10 protein-coding genes are annotated in these 19,057 nt (G+C 41.6%); 1 reads left to right on the plus strand and 9 read right to left on the minus strand.

The window, feature by feature from the left end:
- Positions 1-86: 86 nt before the first annotated feature.
- The 3 genes from rpoC to pbp1b all read right to left on the minus strand — a co-directional run bounded on the left by rpoC (position 87) and on the right by pbp1b (position 10,191).
- A complete protein-coding gene (rpoC, locus tag RDY04_RS05515; protein ID WP_303952333.1) occupies positions 87-3,725 on the minus strand; it encodes a DNA-directed RNA polymerase subunit beta' in 3,639 nt (1,212 codons plus the stop codon).
- Between the two features lie 100 nt (positions 3,726-3,825).
- On the minus strand, positions 3,826-7,407 hold the full coding sequence (gene rpoB / locus RDY04_RS05520; protein ID WP_303952335.1) for a DNA-directed RNA polymerase subunit beta: 3,582 nt from the start codon (positions 7,405-7,407) through the stop codon (positions 3,826-3,828).
- A 360-nt stretch (positions 7,408-7,767) separates the two neighbouring features.
- The gene (gene pbp1b, locus RDY04_RS05525) at positions 7,768-10,191 is read right to left on the minus strand and encodes a penicillin-binding protein PBP1B (RefSeq protein WP_303952337.1); all 2,424 of its coding nucleotides are present in this window, start codon (positions 10,189-10,191) and stop codon (positions 7,768-7,770) included.
- 101 nt (positions 10,192-10,292) lie between these two features.
- Here pbp1b and tyrS point away from each other — a divergent pair, with 101 nt between their 5' ends.
- Positions 10,293-11,549 (plus strand): tyrosine--tRNA ligase, encoded by a 1,257-nt coding sequence (gene tyrS, locus RDY04_RS05530; protein WP_002885869.1) that lies wholly within the window; start codon positions 10,293-10,295, stop codon positions 11,547-11,549.
- Between the two features lie 123 nt (positions 11,550-11,672).
- On the opposite strand, the gene ilvC is transcribed toward tyrS, so the two are convergent.
- From ilvC to RDY04_RS05560, 6 genes are all read right to left on the minus strand, one after another.
- Positions 11,673-12,695, minus strand: a complete 1,023-nt coding sequence (ilvC, locus tag RDY04_RS05535; protein ID WP_002887024.1) for a ketol-acid reductoisomerase — start codon at positions 12,693-12,695, stop codon at positions 11,673-11,675.
- Between the two features lie 75 nt (positions 12,696-12,770).
- Complete coding sequence (gene ilvN / locus RDY04_RS05540) at positions 12,771-13,247, minus strand: acetolactate synthase small subunit (protein WP_295493888.1); 477 nt, start codon at positions 13,245-13,247, stop codon at positions 12,771-12,773.
- Positions 13,240-14,940 carry an acetolactate synthase large subunit gene (locus RDY04_RS05545; protein WP_303952341.1) on the minus strand — a complete coding sequence of 567 codons (1,701 nt, stop codon included), beginning with the start codon at positions 14,938-14,940 and terminating at the stop codon, positions 13,240-13,242. The genes ilvN and RDY04_RS05545 overlap by 8 nt, the downstream gene beginning before the upstream one ends.
- Before the next feature lie 133 nt (positions 14,941-15,073).
- A complete protein-coding gene (ilvD, locus tag RDY04_RS05550; RefSeq protein WP_303952343.1) occupies positions 15,074-16,795 on the minus strand; it encodes a dihydroxy-acid dehydratase in 1,722 nt (573 codons plus the stop codon).
- Positions 16,796-16,964: 169 nt separating this feature from the next.
- Entirely contained in the window at positions 16,965-18,632 is a 1,668-nt protein-coding gene (locus RDY04_RS05555; protein WP_303952344.1) for a DAK2 domain-containing protein, read from the minus strand.
- Entirely contained in the window at positions 18,632-18,997 is a 366-nt protein-coding gene (locus RDY04_RS05560; RefSeq protein WP_003092032.1) for an Asp23/Gls24 family envelope stress response protein, read from the minus strand. Before RDY04_RS05560 ends, RDY04_RS05555 begins: the two co-directional genes overlap by 1 nt.
- Between the last annotated feature and the right edge of the window lie 60 nt (positions 18,998-19,057).

The following is a 19,057-nucleotide window of genomic DNA, read 5'->3' on the forward strand; positions in this document are numbered from 1 at the left end:
TTTATATTTATCAAAAATTGAAGAGATTCTAGTCATATAAATACGAAAAGAACCCACAATTCATTGTGAGTTCTTTTGATTTCATTTTAGTCTTCAGATGTTTCCACAATTGCTTCATCAACAGCAATGTTTTCAATAACTTCAACTTCGTTAACTGAAAGTGGTTCAATGTTACGGTAACGAGCCATACCTGTACCAGCAGGGATAGTCTTACCAATGATAACATTTTCTTTAAGACCAAGGAGATGGTCTTTCTTACCACGGATAGCTGCATCTGTAAGGACACGTGTTGTTTCTTGGAAGGAAGCCGCTGACAAGAATGAATTTGTTTCAAGTGAGGCTTTCGTAATACCAAGAAGGACTGGACGAGATGTTGCAGGAACACCACCAGAAATAACAATATCCTTGTTAGCATCTGTGAAGTCAGAAATGTCCATAAGTGTACCTGGAAGGAGGTCTGTATCACCTGGATCCATAACACGTACTTTACGAAGCATTTGACGAACCATTACTTCGACGTGTTTGTCACCGATTTCTACCCCTTGGCTACGGTAAACTTTTTGTACTTCTGCAAGAAGATAAGTTTCAACTGACAAGGTATCACGTACTTCAAGGAGACGTTTAGGTTGGATTGAACCTTCTGTCAAGGCCGCACCACGGTGTACTTCGTCACCCACTTCAACTTTCATACGAGCTGTAAATGGAACAACGTATTCACCCATTCCAGTCTTACCTTGAACGAAGACTTTCTTAGTACGTGTTGCAGCATCTTCTTCGATTTCAATAACAGTACCTTTAACTTCAGTGATAACCGCTTCCCCTTTAGGGTTACGTGCTTCAAAGATTTCCTGGATACGTGGAAGACCCTGTGTGATATCGGTATTTGAGGCTACCCCACCGGTGTGGAAGGTACGCATAGTAAGCTGTGTACCAGGTTCCCCGATAGATTGAGCGGCGATCGTACCAACTGCTTCACCAACTTCAACCGCATCACCTGTTGCCAAGTTGATACCGTAACAGTGACGGCAAACACCGTGACGTGTGTTACATGTAAAGACTGAACGGATAGTTACTTCTTCAACACCAGCATTGACAATAGCAGCAGCCATGTCTTCAGTAATCAAAGTATCTGGACCTACGATGACTTCACCTGTTGTAGGATTCTTGACTGATTTCTTAGTGTAACGACCTTGAAGACGTTCTTCAAGTGTTTCCGTAACTTCTTTACCATCAGTAATCGCACGGATAAGAAGACCACGGTCTGTTCCACAGTCATCTTCACGAATGATAACATCTTGGGCAACGTCAACCAAACGACGAGTAAGGTAACCTGAGTCGGCTGTCTTAAGGGCCGTATCGGTCATACCTTTACGCGCACCGTGAGTAGAGAAGAACATTTCCAAAACGCTCAAACCTTCACGGAAGTTTGAAAGGATAGGCAATTCCATGATACGTCCGTTAGGAGCAGCCATCAAACCACGCATACCGGCAAGTTGAGAGAAGTTAGAGATGTTACCACGAGCTCCTGAGTCCATCATCATAACGATTGGGTTCTTAGGATCTTGTGTTTCAATCAGACGTTTTTCAAGGGCTTCTTTCGCTTCACGCCATGTTGTTGTAACAGCAACATAACGGTCATCATCTGTCATCAAACCACGACGGAAGGCCTTGTTAATTTCTTCAACACGGTGGTGAGCAGCATCAATAATTTCTTGTTTGTTATCGATAACTGGGATATCGGCGATACCCACTGTCAAACCAGCAAGAGTTGAGTGGTAGTAACCAAGGTCTTTCAAACGGTCAAGAAAGGCTGATGTTTCAGTCGTACGAAGACGTTTGAAGGTTTCAGCAATGATGTTACCAAGATTTTTCTTCTTGAATGGTGCATTAATTTCCAAACTATCAATAACTGTTTGAATATCTTGACCTGGTTCAAGGAAGTATTTATCTGGTGTACTATCTGTCAAGTTCTCATTTGTTGTTTCTTGAAGATATGGAATTTCTGATGGAATGATTGAGTTAAAGAGAATCTTACCAACAGTTGTAACCAAAATCTTGTGAAGTTGGTTTTCTTTCCAAGGTTTATCAGGCATGCTGTCTACTGCAATACCTACACGGCTATGCAAGTGAACATAACCATTACGATAAGCCATAACTGCCTCATCAATATCCTTGAAGACCATACCTTCACCTTCACGGCCTTCTTCTTCCATTGTCAAGTAATAGTTACCAAGAACCATATCCTGAGATGGCGTTACGACTGGTTTACCGTCTTTAGGGTTAAGGATGTGTTCTGCCGCAAGAAGGAGCAAACGTGCTTCAGCTTGAGCTTCTTCAGACAATGGAACGTGGATGGCCATTTGGTCACCGTCAAAGTCGGCATTGTAGGCCTCACATACCAATGGGTGAAGACGAAGGGCCTTACCATCAATCAAGACAGGTTCAAAGGCCTGGATACCCAAACGGTGGAGGGTAGGTGCGCGGTTAAGAAGTACTGGGTGTTCCTTGATAACATCTTCAAGAATATCCCAAATACGTTCGTCACCACGTTCAACCATACGTTTAGCAGCTTTCACGTTACCTGCGTATTCACGCGCAACGATTTCACGCATAACAAATGGTTTGAAAAGTTCGATGGCCATCAAACGGGGAACACCACATTGATACATTTTAAGTGTTGGACCAACGGCAATAACGGAACGTCCGGAGAAGTCGACACGTTTACCAAGTAAGTTTTGACGGAAACGGCCTTGTTTACCTTTAAGCATGTGGCTCAAAGATTTAAGTGGACGACTACCTGGTCCAGTGATTGGACGACCACGACGTCCATTATCAATAAGAGCGTCTACCGCTTCTTGCAACATACGTTTTTCGTTTTGCACGATGATACCTGGAGCACTCAACTCAAGCAAACGAGCCAAACGGTTATTACGGTTGATAACACGACGGTAGAGGTCGTTCAAGTCAGATGCTGCAAAACGACCACCGTCCAATTGAACCATCGGACGAAGATCTGGTGGCAATACTGGCAAGATGTTAAGCACCATCCATTCTGGTTTATTACCAGACTTGTAAAAGGCATCAAGAACGTCCAAACGACGAACTGCTTTAACACGTTTTTGACCAGTTGCTGTCTTCAACTCTTCTTTGAGTTCAGCAATTTCCGCTTCCAAATCTACTTGTTTCAAGAGATCTTGTATTGCTTCTGCACCCATTTTAGCGACAAATGAACCATGACCATACTCTTGCAATTTTTCACGATATTCACGTTCAGTCAAGAGAGATTTTGGCTCAAGTGGCGTTTCCTTTGGATCGATAACCACGTAAGCTGCGAAGTAAATAACTTCTTCAAGCGCACGAGGGCTCATATCCAAAGTCAATCCCATACGAGAAGGGATTCCCTTGAAGTACCAGATATGTGATACTGGTGCTTTCAACTCGATGTGACCCATACGTTCGCGACGAACCTTAGCACGTGTTACTTCAACACCACAGCGGTCACAAACGATACCTTTATAACGGATACGTTTGTATTTCCCACACGCACATTCCCAGTCTTTAGTAGGACCAAAGATCACTTCGTCGAAGAGACCTTCACGTTCTGGTTTGAGCGTACGGTAGTTGATTGTTTCAGGTTTCTTAACTTCACCATAAGACCATGAACGGACCTTGGTTGGTGAAGCTAGTGTGATTTGCATACTTTTAAATCGATTTACGTCAACCACTAGTATTACCTTTCTTTTGTTCTATTGACAATAGCAGCGCTATTCTAACCTTTATCAGCTACCTTAGCAGAGAGATTTAACTCCCTCTCTAAAGCTTATTTTATTCTGTTTTATCTGAAGCTTCTTCTTTATCTTTTTCTAATTCAGTAGCTTCTTGGGCTTGTTGTACACGTGCTTTTTCAAGATCATCAACGTGCATGACGTCGTCATCTTCACCTTCATCAAGATCACGCAATTCAACTTCATGATCGTCTTCATCAAGGACACGCATATCAAGACCGAGTGATTGCAATTCTTTAACAAGTACTCGGAATGATTCTGGTACACCTGGTTTTGGAATTGGTTTACCTTTAGTGATAGCTTCATAGGCTTTCAAACGTCCATTAACGTCATCAGACTTGTAAGTCAAGATTTCTTGAAGAATGTTTGATGCACCGTAAGCTTCAAGGGCCCAAACCTCCATCTCACCGAAACGTTGTCCACCAAATTGTGCTTTACCACCAAGAGGTTGTTGAGTAACAAGTGAGTAAGGACCAACTGAACGGGCATGTAGTTTATCATCAACCATGTGGTGAAGTTTGATCATGTACATGACACCAACTGACACACGATTATCAAACGGCTCACCTGTACGTCCATCGTAAAGGATTGTCTTAGCATCGCTGTCCATACCAGCTTCACGAACAGTATCCCAGAGATCTTCTGAGCTTGCCCCGTCAAAGACTGGTGTTGCAATGTGAATACCCAAGTTACGAGCAGCCATACCAAGGTGAAGTTCCATAACCTGACCGATGTTCATACGTGATGGCACCCCAAGAGGGTTCAACATGATATCAACTGGTGTACCGTCTGGAAGGTAAGGCATGTCTTCAACAGGAACAATACGAGAAACAACCCCTTTGTTACCGTGACGACCGGCCATCTTATCTCCAACCTTGATCTTACGTTTTTGAGCGATGTAAACACGAACAAGCATGTTAACACCTGATTGCAATTCATCACCGTTTGCACGTGTAAAGATTTTAACATCACGAACGACACCATCACCTCCGTGAGGAACACGGAGTGATGTATCACGTACTTCACGAGATTTATCACCAAAGATAGCATGGAGAAGACGTTCTTCAGCAGAAAGGTCTTTTTCACCCTTAGGTGTTACCTTACCAACAAGAATATCACCTTCTTTAACCTCAGCACCAATACGGATAATACCCATTTCGTCAAGGTCTTTAAGGGCTTCTTCACCAACGTTTGGCAATTCACGTGTAATTTCTTCAGGCCCAAGCTTTGTATCGCGTGTTTCTGATTCGAACTCTTCCAAGTGAACAGATGTATAAACGTCATCTTTCACAAGACGCTCACTCATGATAACGGCATCCTCGAAGTTGTAACCTTCCCATGTCATGTATGCGACGATAGGGTTTTGACCGAGGGCCATTTCGCCACCTTCCATAGATGGACCGTCAGCGATAAAGTCACCTTTTTCAACAATATCGCCAACCTTAACCAAAGTACGTTGGTTGTAGGCAGTACCTGAGTTTGAACGACGGAATTTTTGAACAGTATAAACATCAAGCGAACCATCTTCACGACGAACTTCAACTTTATCAGCATCAGAGTAAACAACTTTACCGTCATGTTGAGCGATAACTGCAGCTCCTGAATCGTGGGCAGCTTGATATTCCATACCAGTACCAACAAATGGAGCTTTTGGATCAATCAACGGCACAGCTTGACGTTGCATGTTGGCACCCATGAGGGCACGGTTAGAGTCATCGTTTTCCAAGAAAGGAATACATGCTGTCGCAACGGCAACTACCTGTTTAGGAGAAACATCCACGAAATCTACAAGGTGTGATGGGTACTCTTGGTTATTACCTTGATGACGACCCATAACGATTTCTTCTGCAAATGTTCCATCTTCGTTCAATTTAGAGTTAGCCTGAGCAACTGTGTACTCATCTTCTTCGTCGGCAGTCAACCAAACCACTTCGTTGGTTACTTTACCAGTTGCACGGTCAACCTTACGGTATGGTGTTTGAATAAAACCGTACTTGTTAAGGTGTCCGTATGAGGACAAGTTATTAATCAACCCGATGTTAGGTCCTTCAGGCGTTTCAATTGGACACATACGACCGTAGTGCGTGTAGTGCACGTCACGAACTTCATATCCGGCACGGTCACGTGTCAAACCACCAGGTCCCAAGGCTGACAAACGACGTTTGTGTGACAACTCTGACAATGGGTTGTGCTGGTCCATGAACTGTGACAACTGTGAAGAACCGAAGAATTCTTTAACAGCTGCAGTTACAGGACGAATATTGATGATTTGTTGTGGTGTCAAGACTTCATTATCTTGAACTGACATACGTTCACGCACGTTACGTTCCATACGAGCCAAACCAATACGGAATTGGTTAGCAAGCAATTCACCAACGGCACGGATACGACGGTTACCAAGGTGGTCGATATCATCTACTTTACCAATACCTTCAGCAAGGTTGAGGAAGTAGCTCATTTCAGCTAAGATATCCGCTGTTGTCAAAGCACGAACTTTATCATCTGGGTTGGCATTACCAACAATTGTAACCACACGATCTGGATCATTTGGTGCAACGACCTTGAATTTTTGAAGAACAACAGGTTCTGTAACCACTGCATAATCGTTTGGTGTGTATACAAATTTGTTCAAATCACCATCCAAGTGTTCTGCGATTGAATCAATCACATCACGTGTCATTTCAGTACCAGCTTCAACAAGGATTTCACCTGTTTCAGGATCTACCAAGTTTTCAGCAATTGTTTGTCCCAAAAGACGTGTCTTGATGTTAAGTTTTTTATTAACTTTGTAACGACCAACAGCAGCCAAGTCGTAACGACGTGGGTCGAAGAAGCGAGCTACAAGCAAGCTACGTGAGCTGTCAGCAGTTTTGGGTTCACCTGGACGAAGTCGTTCATAAATTTCTTTAAGTGCTTCATCAGTACGCGAATCTGCTGGATTTTTGTGGATATCTTTTTCAACAGTGTTACGAACCAACTCGCTATCACCAAAGATATCAACAATTTCGTCGTCACCTGAGAATCCAAGCGCACGCACAAGTGTTGTGAATGGAATCTTACGTGTACGGTCGATACGAGTGTAGGCGATATCTTTTGAATCTGTTTCAAGCTCAAGCCATGCCCCACGGTTAGGAATAACTGTTGATCCGTAACCCACTTTACCGTTTTTATCAACCTTATCGTTAAAGTAAACACCAGGTGAGCGCACCAACTGAGAAACGATAATACGTTCACCACCATTGATGATGAAAGTACCCATCTCAGTCATAATAGGGAAATCTCCGAAGAAGACTTCCTGAGTTTTGATTTCACCTGTTTCTTTGTTAATAAGACGGAAAGTCACAAAGATAGGTGCTGAGTATGATGCATCGTGGATACGAGCTTCTTCAAGTGTGTACTTAGGTTCCTTCAATTCGTAACCAACGAATTCCAATTCCATAGTGTCTGTGAAGTTTGAGATAGGAAGTACATCCTCAAAAACTTCTTTAAGACCAGTATCTAAGAATTCTTTGAATGAATCCGTTTGGATTTCAATCAAGTTTGGTAAATCAAGAACTTCTTTGATTCTTGAAAAACTACGACGGGTACGATGTTTCCCGTATTGAACGTCATGTCCTGCCAAGTCTTCTACTCCTTTTCTACATTCGAGACCTGCTTTGCAAGTCGTGCACTTTAAATATTTGTCTCCTGCCTTTTTCAGTTGCTTGTCCCGATATCAAGTGATTAGATACTAACATCCACTTACCCGATTAACGATAAGCGAAAACTTTAATCTGTGAATTTTTAGAACCTTTAAATATGCGTTACAATAGCCAAAAATCCTAAAAATAAGCACAAAAATAGCAGCTAAATCTGACCGAAAAAACGTTGATTTAACTGCTGTATCTCTTGATTGGACAATATTTCAACCAAATAAGACGACAAATAGTTATCTATATTATACCTAAATTTTAACTATTTTGCAAGTATTCTTGAATACAGCCTAATGTTCTCCAAGAATACTAGACCAAGCTTTTTGGTAGTCACTATCCGTTCCGCCAATGGCAAACTTGTAGATTGTATCGCCAGGTCCATTTTTAGCCCAGTAACTATCAACCATTTCGCCACTAACGGAAACATTACGACCATTGACTGACACTGTTGCCGGCTTAAGACCTGTTGATTTAAGGACACTGGCTTTTATGGCACTTGAATCCATGTTAAACTTATCTCCCGTTTTAAAAATACCTGGATTAGCATTATAGATAGCGGAAGTCAAACGAGCCATATATTGGGCATTGTAGGTGTAACCCGTTTTAGGATTGGTAGGTGCATTGTCATCATAACCAGCCCAACCACCAAGAGTAATACCAGGCGTTGAGACGATCAACCAAGCATCCGCAAAATTATCTGTCGTTCCTGTTTTACCCATCCAGTCCGCTGAGGCTGCTGCACCATTGACATTTTTCAATTCAGAATGAAATTGCGTTGTCGCTCCCTTAACTACAACTTCCTTGAGCAGGTTATCCATGATGCTAGCCGTAGCTCTTGAAAAGACTTGAACCCCTTCAGATTTATGCTGATAGATAACTTCGCCAGTCCGATCAGTAATACTATCAATCATATGACCCTTCTCATAGACGCCACCATTTGAAAGCATTTGATAGGCATTTACCTGTTGGGCAACCGTGGTTTCAATTCCTCCACCAAGAGGTAAACTCTCGATATTGTAATTAGCAATCTTATAACCCATCTTGGTCATGTAACCCTCAACATCAACATCATGACGTTGAAGCATTTGATAAGTCCAAAAGGCTGGAATGTTCCATGAGGTATTGAGTGCCTCTTGGAGGTTCATCATAGTTGTACCCTTATCACCATCATGGAGAATAGGCGTTCCACCCGTAAAATTAGTTGGGTAGTTAGAAAGGATACTTGAGCTACCCATCAAACCTTGATCAATAGCAATTCCATAAGCAATAATAGGCTTAATAGATGATCCTGGGGAGCGTGCCGTATCAAAGGCATGGTTATTCTGGTTATTCTCATAATTACGACCACCAACAAATCCTAGAATTGCTCCAGTCGCATTGTCCATGAGTACATTTCCAACTTCGACCCCGTTATTTCCACCCTGATCAAGTAGACCTCCATATTGGTTAGCAGTATCTTGCATCGCATGGTAGACTGCATTATCAATCGTCGTCTTAATGCTGTAGCCACCGGTTTGTAGCTCTTTAAGGGCCATCTCACGATAGGTTTCCTTTGTCTTATCATTTTTCAAATCTTGACTCGATACCTTGTCACGTTTAACGAGGTAATCATACATGACATCTTGAGCTTCAGACATGACTGAATAGTACAAATAGTCATGACTTACTGAATCAGAGCTCTCCCCAGCCTTGAAATCTTTAGTAACGTCATAATTCTTATAGCTTTCGTATTGTGACTTATCTAGATACCCCCCTCGATAGAGATTGTAGAGCACATCTTGCTGACGTGCCAAGCCATAAGAAAGATCCTCTGCGCTTTTTAATTGTCCATCCGCAGTATAGGGTGAATAGACAATTGGGCTCTGTGGTAAACCTGCCAGATAGGCAGCCTGAGGAACTGTCAAATCCGCTGCAGAGACCCCAAAAATCCCTTGTGCAGCCTCTTCGATACCAGCAATATTTTTCCCCTTGTTATTACGTCCAAAAGGAGAAACATTCAGATAATCAGTTAAAATTTCATTTTTCGAAGCACGACGTTCCAGTTGTAAGGCATAGATAATCTCTGCCGCTTTACGTCTAAATGTTGGAGTATCTCCTGTAACCTGTTGTTTTATCAGCTGCTGTGTTAGTGTTGAACCACCACTAGAGGAACCTACTCCCAAGACTGAGGATGCCAAGGCTCTAAAGACAGCTTTTGGCACAACACCCTTATGCTTCTTAAAATTTTCATCCTCAGTCGCAATGATGGCATTTTTGACATTGTTAGAAATCGCATCACTCTCAATAGGTGTTCTCAGCAAGTCAGTATCAATATCCGCAATCTTCTTGGAATCGGAATAGCTCATCGAAGATACCAAACTAACCTCACTAATCTGATGCAACAAGGTTTTGTCCTTAATCGACGGAACAGACTCAATTTGACTCCCCAAATACCCCAAACCAATTCCTGCACCGAACAAGGTAAGGACGATAATAACCACATAAAAGAAATCAGACAAAAGCTTTAAGGTTTTTAAGAAAACATCACCCATGTCTAAGAGTGTCATCCTGTCCTCAGGCGACTTTCTCACTTGCTTACGATTCCACTTAGAATCAGTTGTAGCCTTCCTTTCATTAAAAGATTTATCCCCTCTTTTAGACCTAGAACCAGCAAACTTTGTGCGAATAGCCTGCCCTAGTCGTCTAAAATAATTTATTATTTTTTCAAAATTCATAGAAATACCTCAAAGCCTATTATAACAAACTTTGACAAAGCTTGCATAGGCCTACTTTCTTTTGGTATAATGGTGCAGAATATACTTTACTGGAGAATATCATGACAATTTTTGAAGAACTAAAAGCACGTGGCTTGATTTTTCAAACCACAGATGAAGAAGCCCTTGTAAAAGCCTTTGAAGAGGGACCAGTCTCATACTACACTGGTTATGACCCAACAGCAGACAGTCTCCACCTTGGACACCTTGTAGCTATCCTCACAAGTCGCCGACTTCAATTGGCCGGACACAAACCTTACGCCCTCGTTGGTGGTGCAACAGGTTTGATTGGTGACCCATCATTTAAAGATGCTGAACGTAGCCTCCAAACCAAAGAAACCGTTGAAGGTTGGGTTGAAAAAATCCAAGGTCAGCTTTCTCGTTTCCTTGATTTTGAAAATGGTGACAACAAAGCCGTTATGGTCAACAACTATGATTGGTTTGGATCAGTCAGCTTCATCGATTTCTTGCGTGACGTGGGTAAATATTTCACAGTTAACTACATGATGAGTAAAGAATCTGTTAAGAAACGTATCGAAACAGGTATCTCTTACACTGAGTTTGCCTACCAAATCATGCAAGGTTACGATTTCTACGAACTCAACGATAAGTACGGCGTAACCCTCCAAATTGGTGGTTCTGACCAATGGGGTAACATGACAGCAGGTACTGAGCTCTTGCGTCGTAAAGCAGATAAATCTGGACATGTTATCACAGTTCCTCTTATCACAGATTCAACTGGTAAAAAATTCGGTAAATCTGAAGGTAACGCTGTCTGGCTTGATGCTACTAAAACAACACCTTACGAAATGTACCAATTCTGGCTCAACGTTATGGATGATGATGCTGTTCGCTTCTTGAAGATTTTCACTTTCTTGTCACTTGAAGAAATCGAAGAAATCGGTAAAGAATTTGACCAAGCTCGTCACCAACGTTTAGCACAAAAGGTTTTAGCTCGTGAAGTTGTTACTTTGGTTCACGGTAAAGAAGCCTACGAACAAGCTGTTCACATCACTGAACAACTCTTCGCTGGTAATCTTAAAGCTCTCTCAGCACGCGACCTTAAAGTTGCCCTTAACGGTGTCCCAACTTATGAGATTTCAGCAGATGAAAATTTGAACATCGTTGAACTTCTCGTCAATGCAAAAATTTCACCTTCTAAACGCCAAGCACGTGAAGATGTACAAAACGGTGCTATCTACATCAATGGTGAACGTGTACAAGACTTGGATTACACCCTCTCAGATGCAGATAAAATTGATAATGAAATTACTGTTATCCGTCGTGGTAAGAAGAAAAACTTTGTCTTGACTTACTAATTTATAGCTATTCTCACTCCTTAATGGAGTGAGTTTTTTTACCAAAAAAAGCAGTCGGATTCCCAACTACTCTCTTCAGAACACAAAAAAACCAGTACTAGACTGGTTTTTGAGACTATCACATTAGTTATAGATTTTGAATGCGTCATCGTCATTTTGACCAACGAATGGCATTGCTTTACGCAATTCAGCACCAATCTTTTCAATTTCAAGCTCTTCAGCTTCTTTACGGTAAGCTTTCAAACGTGGGAAGCCAGCATCATGGTCTTCAACGAATTCACGTGCAAATTTACCTGATTGGATATCAGCAAGGGCAGCTTTCATGTTTTCTTTGACTTCTGGACCGATGACACGTGGACCAGTTACAAAGTCACCAAATTCTGCAGTATTTGAACATGATTGACGCATTTTCTTGAATCCACCTTCGTAGATCAAGTCAACGATCAATTTCATTTCGTGAAGCACTTCAAAGTAAGCCAATTGTGGTGCATAGCCTGCTTCAGTCAAGACTTCAAAACCAGCTTCAATAAGATGTGTCAACCCACCCATAAGAACCGCTTGCTCACCAAACAAATCTTCTTCAGTTTCTTCTTTAAATGTTGTTACAAGTAATCCAACACGTGCAGAACCAATACCTTTAGCCCAATCCATAGCGATGTCTTTAGCATTGCCTGTAGCATCTTGGTATACTGCGTAAAGTGCTGGAACACCAAAGCCTTCTGTATATGTACGGCGTACCAAGTGACCTGGTCCTTTAGGAGCAACCATAAAGACATCAACATCTTTAGGAACTTTGATGAATTCGAAGTGGATGTTAAATCCGTGTGCAAAACCAAGAGCTTTGCCTGCACTCAAGTTTGGCTCAATTTCATCTTTATAGATATCTTTTTGAATTTCATCTGGTGCCAAAACCATAATGATATCAGCCAATTTAGTTGCTTCTGCTACTGTGTAAGTATCAAAACCATCTTCTTTAGCTTTATCAAATGATTTACCTGGACGAACACCGATGATCACATCGTGACCTGAATCACGCAAGTTTTGTGCATGCGCATGACCTTGTGAACCGTAACCGATAACGGCGATTTTTTTACCGTCAAGTGCTGCTACTTTTACATCTTTTTCATATTCCATTTGAACTGCCATAATAATATGTCTCTTTTCTAAAAAAATATTTTATTGCCTTTTCAAGGCTGGGTTAACAAATTTAGGTTGGATTTTTTAATCACGGGTAAATCCAGTAGCACCCGTACGAGCAATATTCTTGATTCCGTAAGGACGAATAACTCGTAGAAGCGCCTCGCTCTTTTCAGCATCACCAGTCATCTGGATAGTGATAGAGCTTGGAGCCACATCAACCACCGAAGCACGGAAAGGTTGAATAATCGCCAAGATTTCAGCACGCTTAGAAGTTGGTGCTGTTACCTTAACTAGGATAACTTCACGTTCCAAGTGTGGCTGATCCGTGATATCACGGATACGAATCACATCAATCTGACGATTAAGCTGTTTGATGATTTGTTCCACTTCATTTTGAGAGTTCACATCAATAATAATCGTAATACGTGAAACGTTAGGATCCTCAGAAGCCCCTACAGAGATACTTTCAATATTAACCTGACGTCGTGAAAGAACACCTGTGAAGCGGTTAAGGACACCCGAACGGTTCTGAAGTTTAGCTGTTAACATTCTACGCATTGAACTTCACCCCCAACATTTCGTGATTACTCTTACCAGCCGGAACGATCGGCAAGACATGCTCTTTACGAGAGATATCCACCTCAATGAACATTGGCACGTCTTCCTTGATAACTTCCAAATCCTGATCAATTGTCTCTGGATTATCAAATTTGTAAGACTTAATGCCGTAAGCTTGAGCCATCAATTGGAAATCTGGAAGAGTATCAAAGACAGACTCTGATGTACGCCCTTCGTAGAAGGACTCTTGCCATTGACGTACCATACCAAGCGAGTGATTGTTCAACATAACAACCTTAATTGGCACCTTGTAAATATTTAAGATAGCCAATTCTTGGTTCGTCATTTGGAAACCACCATCACCAACAAAGAGGATAACTTCTTTATCAGGATTAGCAATTTTGGCACCAATTGCTGCTGGGACACCGAATCCCATTGTTCCAAGACCACCTGAGGTCACCAATTGACGCTCATTTTGGTATGGATAATACTGAGCTGTCCACATTTGATGTTGACCAACGTCAGTAACAACAACGGCGTCACCCTTAGTCAATTCACCGATACGCTCGATAACTGCCTGAGGCTGTACCATACGTTCTTTCTTATCGTAAGAACGTACACGCTCTTTGTCTTTTGTAACTTTTTCAATCCATTTTTCAGTGTTATTCTGAACTATCGGTTCTGCTAAGAGCATTTCAAGGGCTTGTTTAGCATCACCAACAACCGGAAGGTCCACTTCAATAATTTTACCAATCTCAGCTGGATCTACATCAATATGGACAACCTTAGCATTTTTAGCAAATGTTTTAGGATTACCTGTCAAACGGTCATCAAAACGACAACCAATGGCAATCATAAAGTCAGCATCAGTCATAGCAATGTTAGCCGCATATGAACCGTGCATACCACCCATCCCCAAGAAAAGGGGATGACTAGTAGCAATTGTCCCTTGTCCTAGAAGACTTGTAACAACTGGGATTTGGTAGCGTTCTGCAAAAGCAACTAGCTCCTTAGCAGATTCAGAATAAGACACCCCACCTCCAGCTACAATAACCGGCTTCTTAGCTTTACCCAACTGCTTCAAGATTTTCTTGATTTGCATTTCGTTTGGTCTTAGCGTCGGTTGGTAACTTGGAAGGTTAATTTCAGGATCGTTGATGAAGGCTGTTTCCTTAGCTACGACATCTTTTGGAAGGTCGATAACAACCGGACCAGGACGTCCTGTCGTTGCGATATGAACCGCTTCTCGAATAATACGAGGAATATCAGCCGTATCACGAATCTGGTAGTTGTATTTGGTAATTGGCATAGTAATTCCGACAATGTCAGCCTCTTGGAAGGCATCCTTACCAATACCTGATGTTGCTACCTGACCTGTAAAGACCAGGAGAGGTACACTATCACTCATAGCATCTGCAATCCCGGTAATAGCATTCGTTGCACCGGGACCACTCGTTACAAGAGCAACACCAAGTTTTCCAGTTGATTTAGCATAACCTTCAGCTTCGTGCAGACTTCCTTGCTCATGACGAGACAAAATATGATTAATCTCTTCATTTTTGTAAATAGCATCATACAAAGGAAGAACTGCTCCGCCAGGATACCCAAAAATAGTTGAAATCCCAAGTTCAAGAAGTGTATCAAGAATCAAATCAGCACCAGAGCGTGCTTCTTCAAGTTCAATTTTCTCCACATGGACCTCCTTTAGCAATTGTTTTTTTCGAATTGTCTAAAAATTCAAAACCTTGTATACTATAATAACATTTTTAACTAAATTTGCAAGGGTTTCAGAGAAAAATATCACAAACTCTTCGGAAATAATATTCTTAGTTTTTTTCTTGTACTTGACGTTCTGCTTTACGTTCTTCAAATTCTTCATCACTCATCAGAGTTCCACCGACATTAGCTGATTTAGCAAAAGCAGTGTAACGACGCAACCAACCACTTGAAATTTTTGATTTGAAAGGTTTCAAATGTTTGCGACGTTCTTCAAGGGTTGCATCATCGACAAGTAGATCAAGGGTACGATTTGGAAGATCAATCACAATTTCATCGCCATCTTCTATTAGGGCGATATTGCCACCTTCCGCAGCTTCTGGAGATACGTGACCAATTGCAATACCACGAGTTGCTCCTGAGAAACGACCATCCGTAATCAGTGCCACATCCTTACCAAGACCGCGTCCGACAATCTTAGAAGTTGGCGCCAACATTTCTGGCATACCAGGTCCACCCTGAGGACCTTCGTAACGAATGACAACAACATGGCCCTTCTTAACCGTTCCATTATCAATCAACTCAAGGGCTTGATCTTGTGAATCACAACAAATAGCCTTACCGCGGAAAGTTTTAACAGATGGATCTACACCACCAACCTTGATAACAGCCCCATCCTGAGCAATATTTCCATAAAGGATAGACAAACCACCAACTGGTGAGATAGGATGCTCGATTGGATGAATAATTTCTTCATTCTTGATTTCAGCACCAGCTACATTTTCTTTCAAGGTTTTACCAGTAACCGTAATACGATCACCCTTAATGGCACCTTTCTTGATCAACTGATTAATAATTGCTGGAACACCACCTGCTTCATGTACATCATGCATGGTATAGATGCTGGAAGGAGCAATTTTAGAGAGATAAGGTGTCTTCTTAGCAATCTCATTAATGTCCTTAAGGTCATAGTCAATACCAGCCTCACGCGCAATAGCAAGGGTATGAAGGACAGTATTGGTTGAACCACCCATGGCCATATCAAGAGCAAAAGCATCATCGATGGCTTCTTTAGTCACAATATCACGTGGGCGAACATTGTTTTTGATGTTATCCATCAATTTTGTGGCTGCTTGACGAACCAATTCACGACGTTCGTCTGAAACGGCTAGGATAGTACCGTTACCTGGAAGGGCAAGACCCAAAACTTCCATCAAACAGTTCATTGAGTTGGCAGTAAACATTCCTGAACATGAACCACAAGTTGGACAGGCATTTTTCTCTAAATAATCAAGCTCTTCCTTGCTCATATCTCCAGCCTGATAAGTACCTACAGCTTCAAACAAGCTTGATAAAGTAGCCTGATGACCAGTCATATCCACGCCACCCTTCATAGGTCCACCTGAACAGAATACCGCTGGCACATTAGTACGCATGGCCGCCAAAATCATCCCTGGTGTAATCTTATCACAGTTAGGAATGTAGAAAACCCCGTCAAACCAGTGGGCATTAATAACTGTTTCTGCAGAATCGGCAATCAATTCACGAGATGGAAGACTGTAACGCATCCCAATATGCCCCATGGCAATCCCGTCATCCACACCAATGGTATTAAACTCAAAAGGAATACCACCAGCTTCACGGATAGCCTCCTTGGCAATATCCGCTAATTCACGTAAGTGGACATGTCCTGGAACAATATCAATATAAGAGTTACAAATAGCAATGAAAGGCTTTTGCATATCCTTGGCAGATTTAACTTGCCCAGTCGCATACAAAAGTCCACGTGCTGGTGCCTTATCAACACCAACCTTGATCATATCACTTCTCATGATGTTACCTTCAATCTATAAAATTTCTTACAACATATGTTACCACTTTGGAAAGTAATGTCAAGGAATTTTCAGAATATTTCTGTAATTTCAAAAAGAAGTCCCAGCCGTATCAAAACTGACAAAACAAAAAGGAAGCCCTAAGACTTCCTAAATGATTATTTCAAAATTATTCTACACTGAAGAGGTATGGATAAACTGGTTGATCTCCTTGGAAGATTTCAACTTCGATATCTTCATGAGCCTCTTCCAATTTTTCCGCAAGTGCTTGAGCTTGTTCTTGATTACCTTCTTCGCCGACGTAAATCATAACAATTTCACTGTCTTCGTCAATCATCTTGTCAAAGGTGTCAAGAAGGGCTTGGTCCATATCTGGTGTAGACACAAGGATCTTACCATCAACCATACCAAGGATATCATTTTCATGAATCTCAAGACCATCAATAGTTGTGTCACGTACCGCCAAGGTCACGCTACCACTTGTTACATCTGAAAGACTAGCTGTCATAGCTTCAACGTTCGCTTCGATACTTTGACTAGGATCGAAAGCAAGCAAGCTTGTAAAGCCTTGTGGAACCGTACGTGTTTCAACAACAGCCGCATTGACATCTACTACTTCAGCAGCTGATTGTGCTGCCATAAAGATGTTTTTATTATTTGGTAAGATGATAACATTCTTGGCATTAACCTGCTCAATTGCCTTAACGATATCTTCTGTTGATGGGTTCATTGTTTGACCACCTGAAATCACATAGTCAACACCTTGTGATTTGAAGATATCTGCAAGTCCATCTCCGGCAACAACTGCAATAAGGGCAAAGTCTTTAGGAACAGAAGACGAAGCTTGAGTGGCTTCTGCTTTTTGAACTTGTGCATCGTGTTGGTTACGCATGTTGTCAACCTTAACTTTGACAAGAGCACCATATTTAAGACCTTCTTGCATGACAAGACCTGGATCCTCTGTATGAACGTGAACTTTTACAATTTCATCGTCATTAACAACAAGGAGCGAATCCCCAAGATTACTCAAGTAATTTTGAAACTCTTCATAGTCAAAGTCTTTCACATAAGTTGGACCTTGTTTGAGACCAACCATGATTTCTGTACAGTACCCGAAGGTAATATCTTCTGTTGCAACATGACCTGCAACTGACTTATGATGTTCTGCATTGATCATCTCTGTCATAGTAGCAGGTGTCGCTTGGAAATCCTCTGAAGCGATATACTCACCTGTGAGGGCTGACAAGAAACCTTCATAAATAAAGACTAAACCTTGACCACCTGAGTCTACTACACCAACTTCTTTCAAAACTGGAAGCATCTCTGGTGTCTTAGCCAAGGCAGCCTTAGCCCCATCAAGAGCTGCACGCATAACCTCAACAGCATCATTAGTAGATTCAGCTTTCTTAACCGCTGCTGAAGCTGCACCACGTGATACTGTAAGGATTGTTCCTTCGACAGGTTTCATAACAGCTTTATACGCAACTTCAACACCTGATTGGAAGGCGTAAGCTAAATCTTGGCCGTCAAGTTCCGTTTTATTCTTGATGCTTTGACCAAAACCACGGAACAATTGTGACGTAATAACACCTGAGTTACCACGGGCACCCATCAAGAGACCTTTAGACAAAATCTGACCAACTTCACCAACTGTTGAAGCTGTTTGATCTGCGACAGCTTTGGCTCCGTTATCCATAGTCATTCCCATATTTGTTCCAGTATCTCCATCTGGTACTGGAAAGACATTGAGTGAATTCACATATTCTGCTTGCTTACCTAGACGCGTTGCTGCCGCTTGGACCATCTCCTGAAGCAAGCTTGTTGTAATTTTAGACACTAGTTTTCTCCTACGACTTTGATATTTTGAACGTAAACATTTACTGTTTCAGTCTTGATACCGAGTTGATTCTCAAGATTAAATTTCACACGTTCTTGAATATTTTTTGAAACCTCACTAATCTTAACACCATAACTCATAACAGTGTAGACATCCACAGTGATACCTGCATCAGTAGATTTCACGACAACTCCTTTTGCGTAGTTTTCTTTTCCAAGAAGTGCTTGAAAATTATCTCGGATAGCACTCTTACTTGCCATACCGACAACGCCAAAAATTTCTGTTGCTGAACCGCCAACTACTGTTGCGATGACATCATCTGACAATTCGATTTGACCATCTTTTGTATTGATTTTTACAGTCATAATTACTACCTCAAAAAGTTTTTATCAGTTTATTTTATCATATTCGAGACTACTTGTAAA

The sequence above is a fragment of the uncultured Streptococcus sp. genome, assembly GCF_902463925.1.
Taxonomy (GTDB): Bacteria; Bacillota; Bacilli; order Lactobacillales; family Streptococcaceae; genus Streptococcus.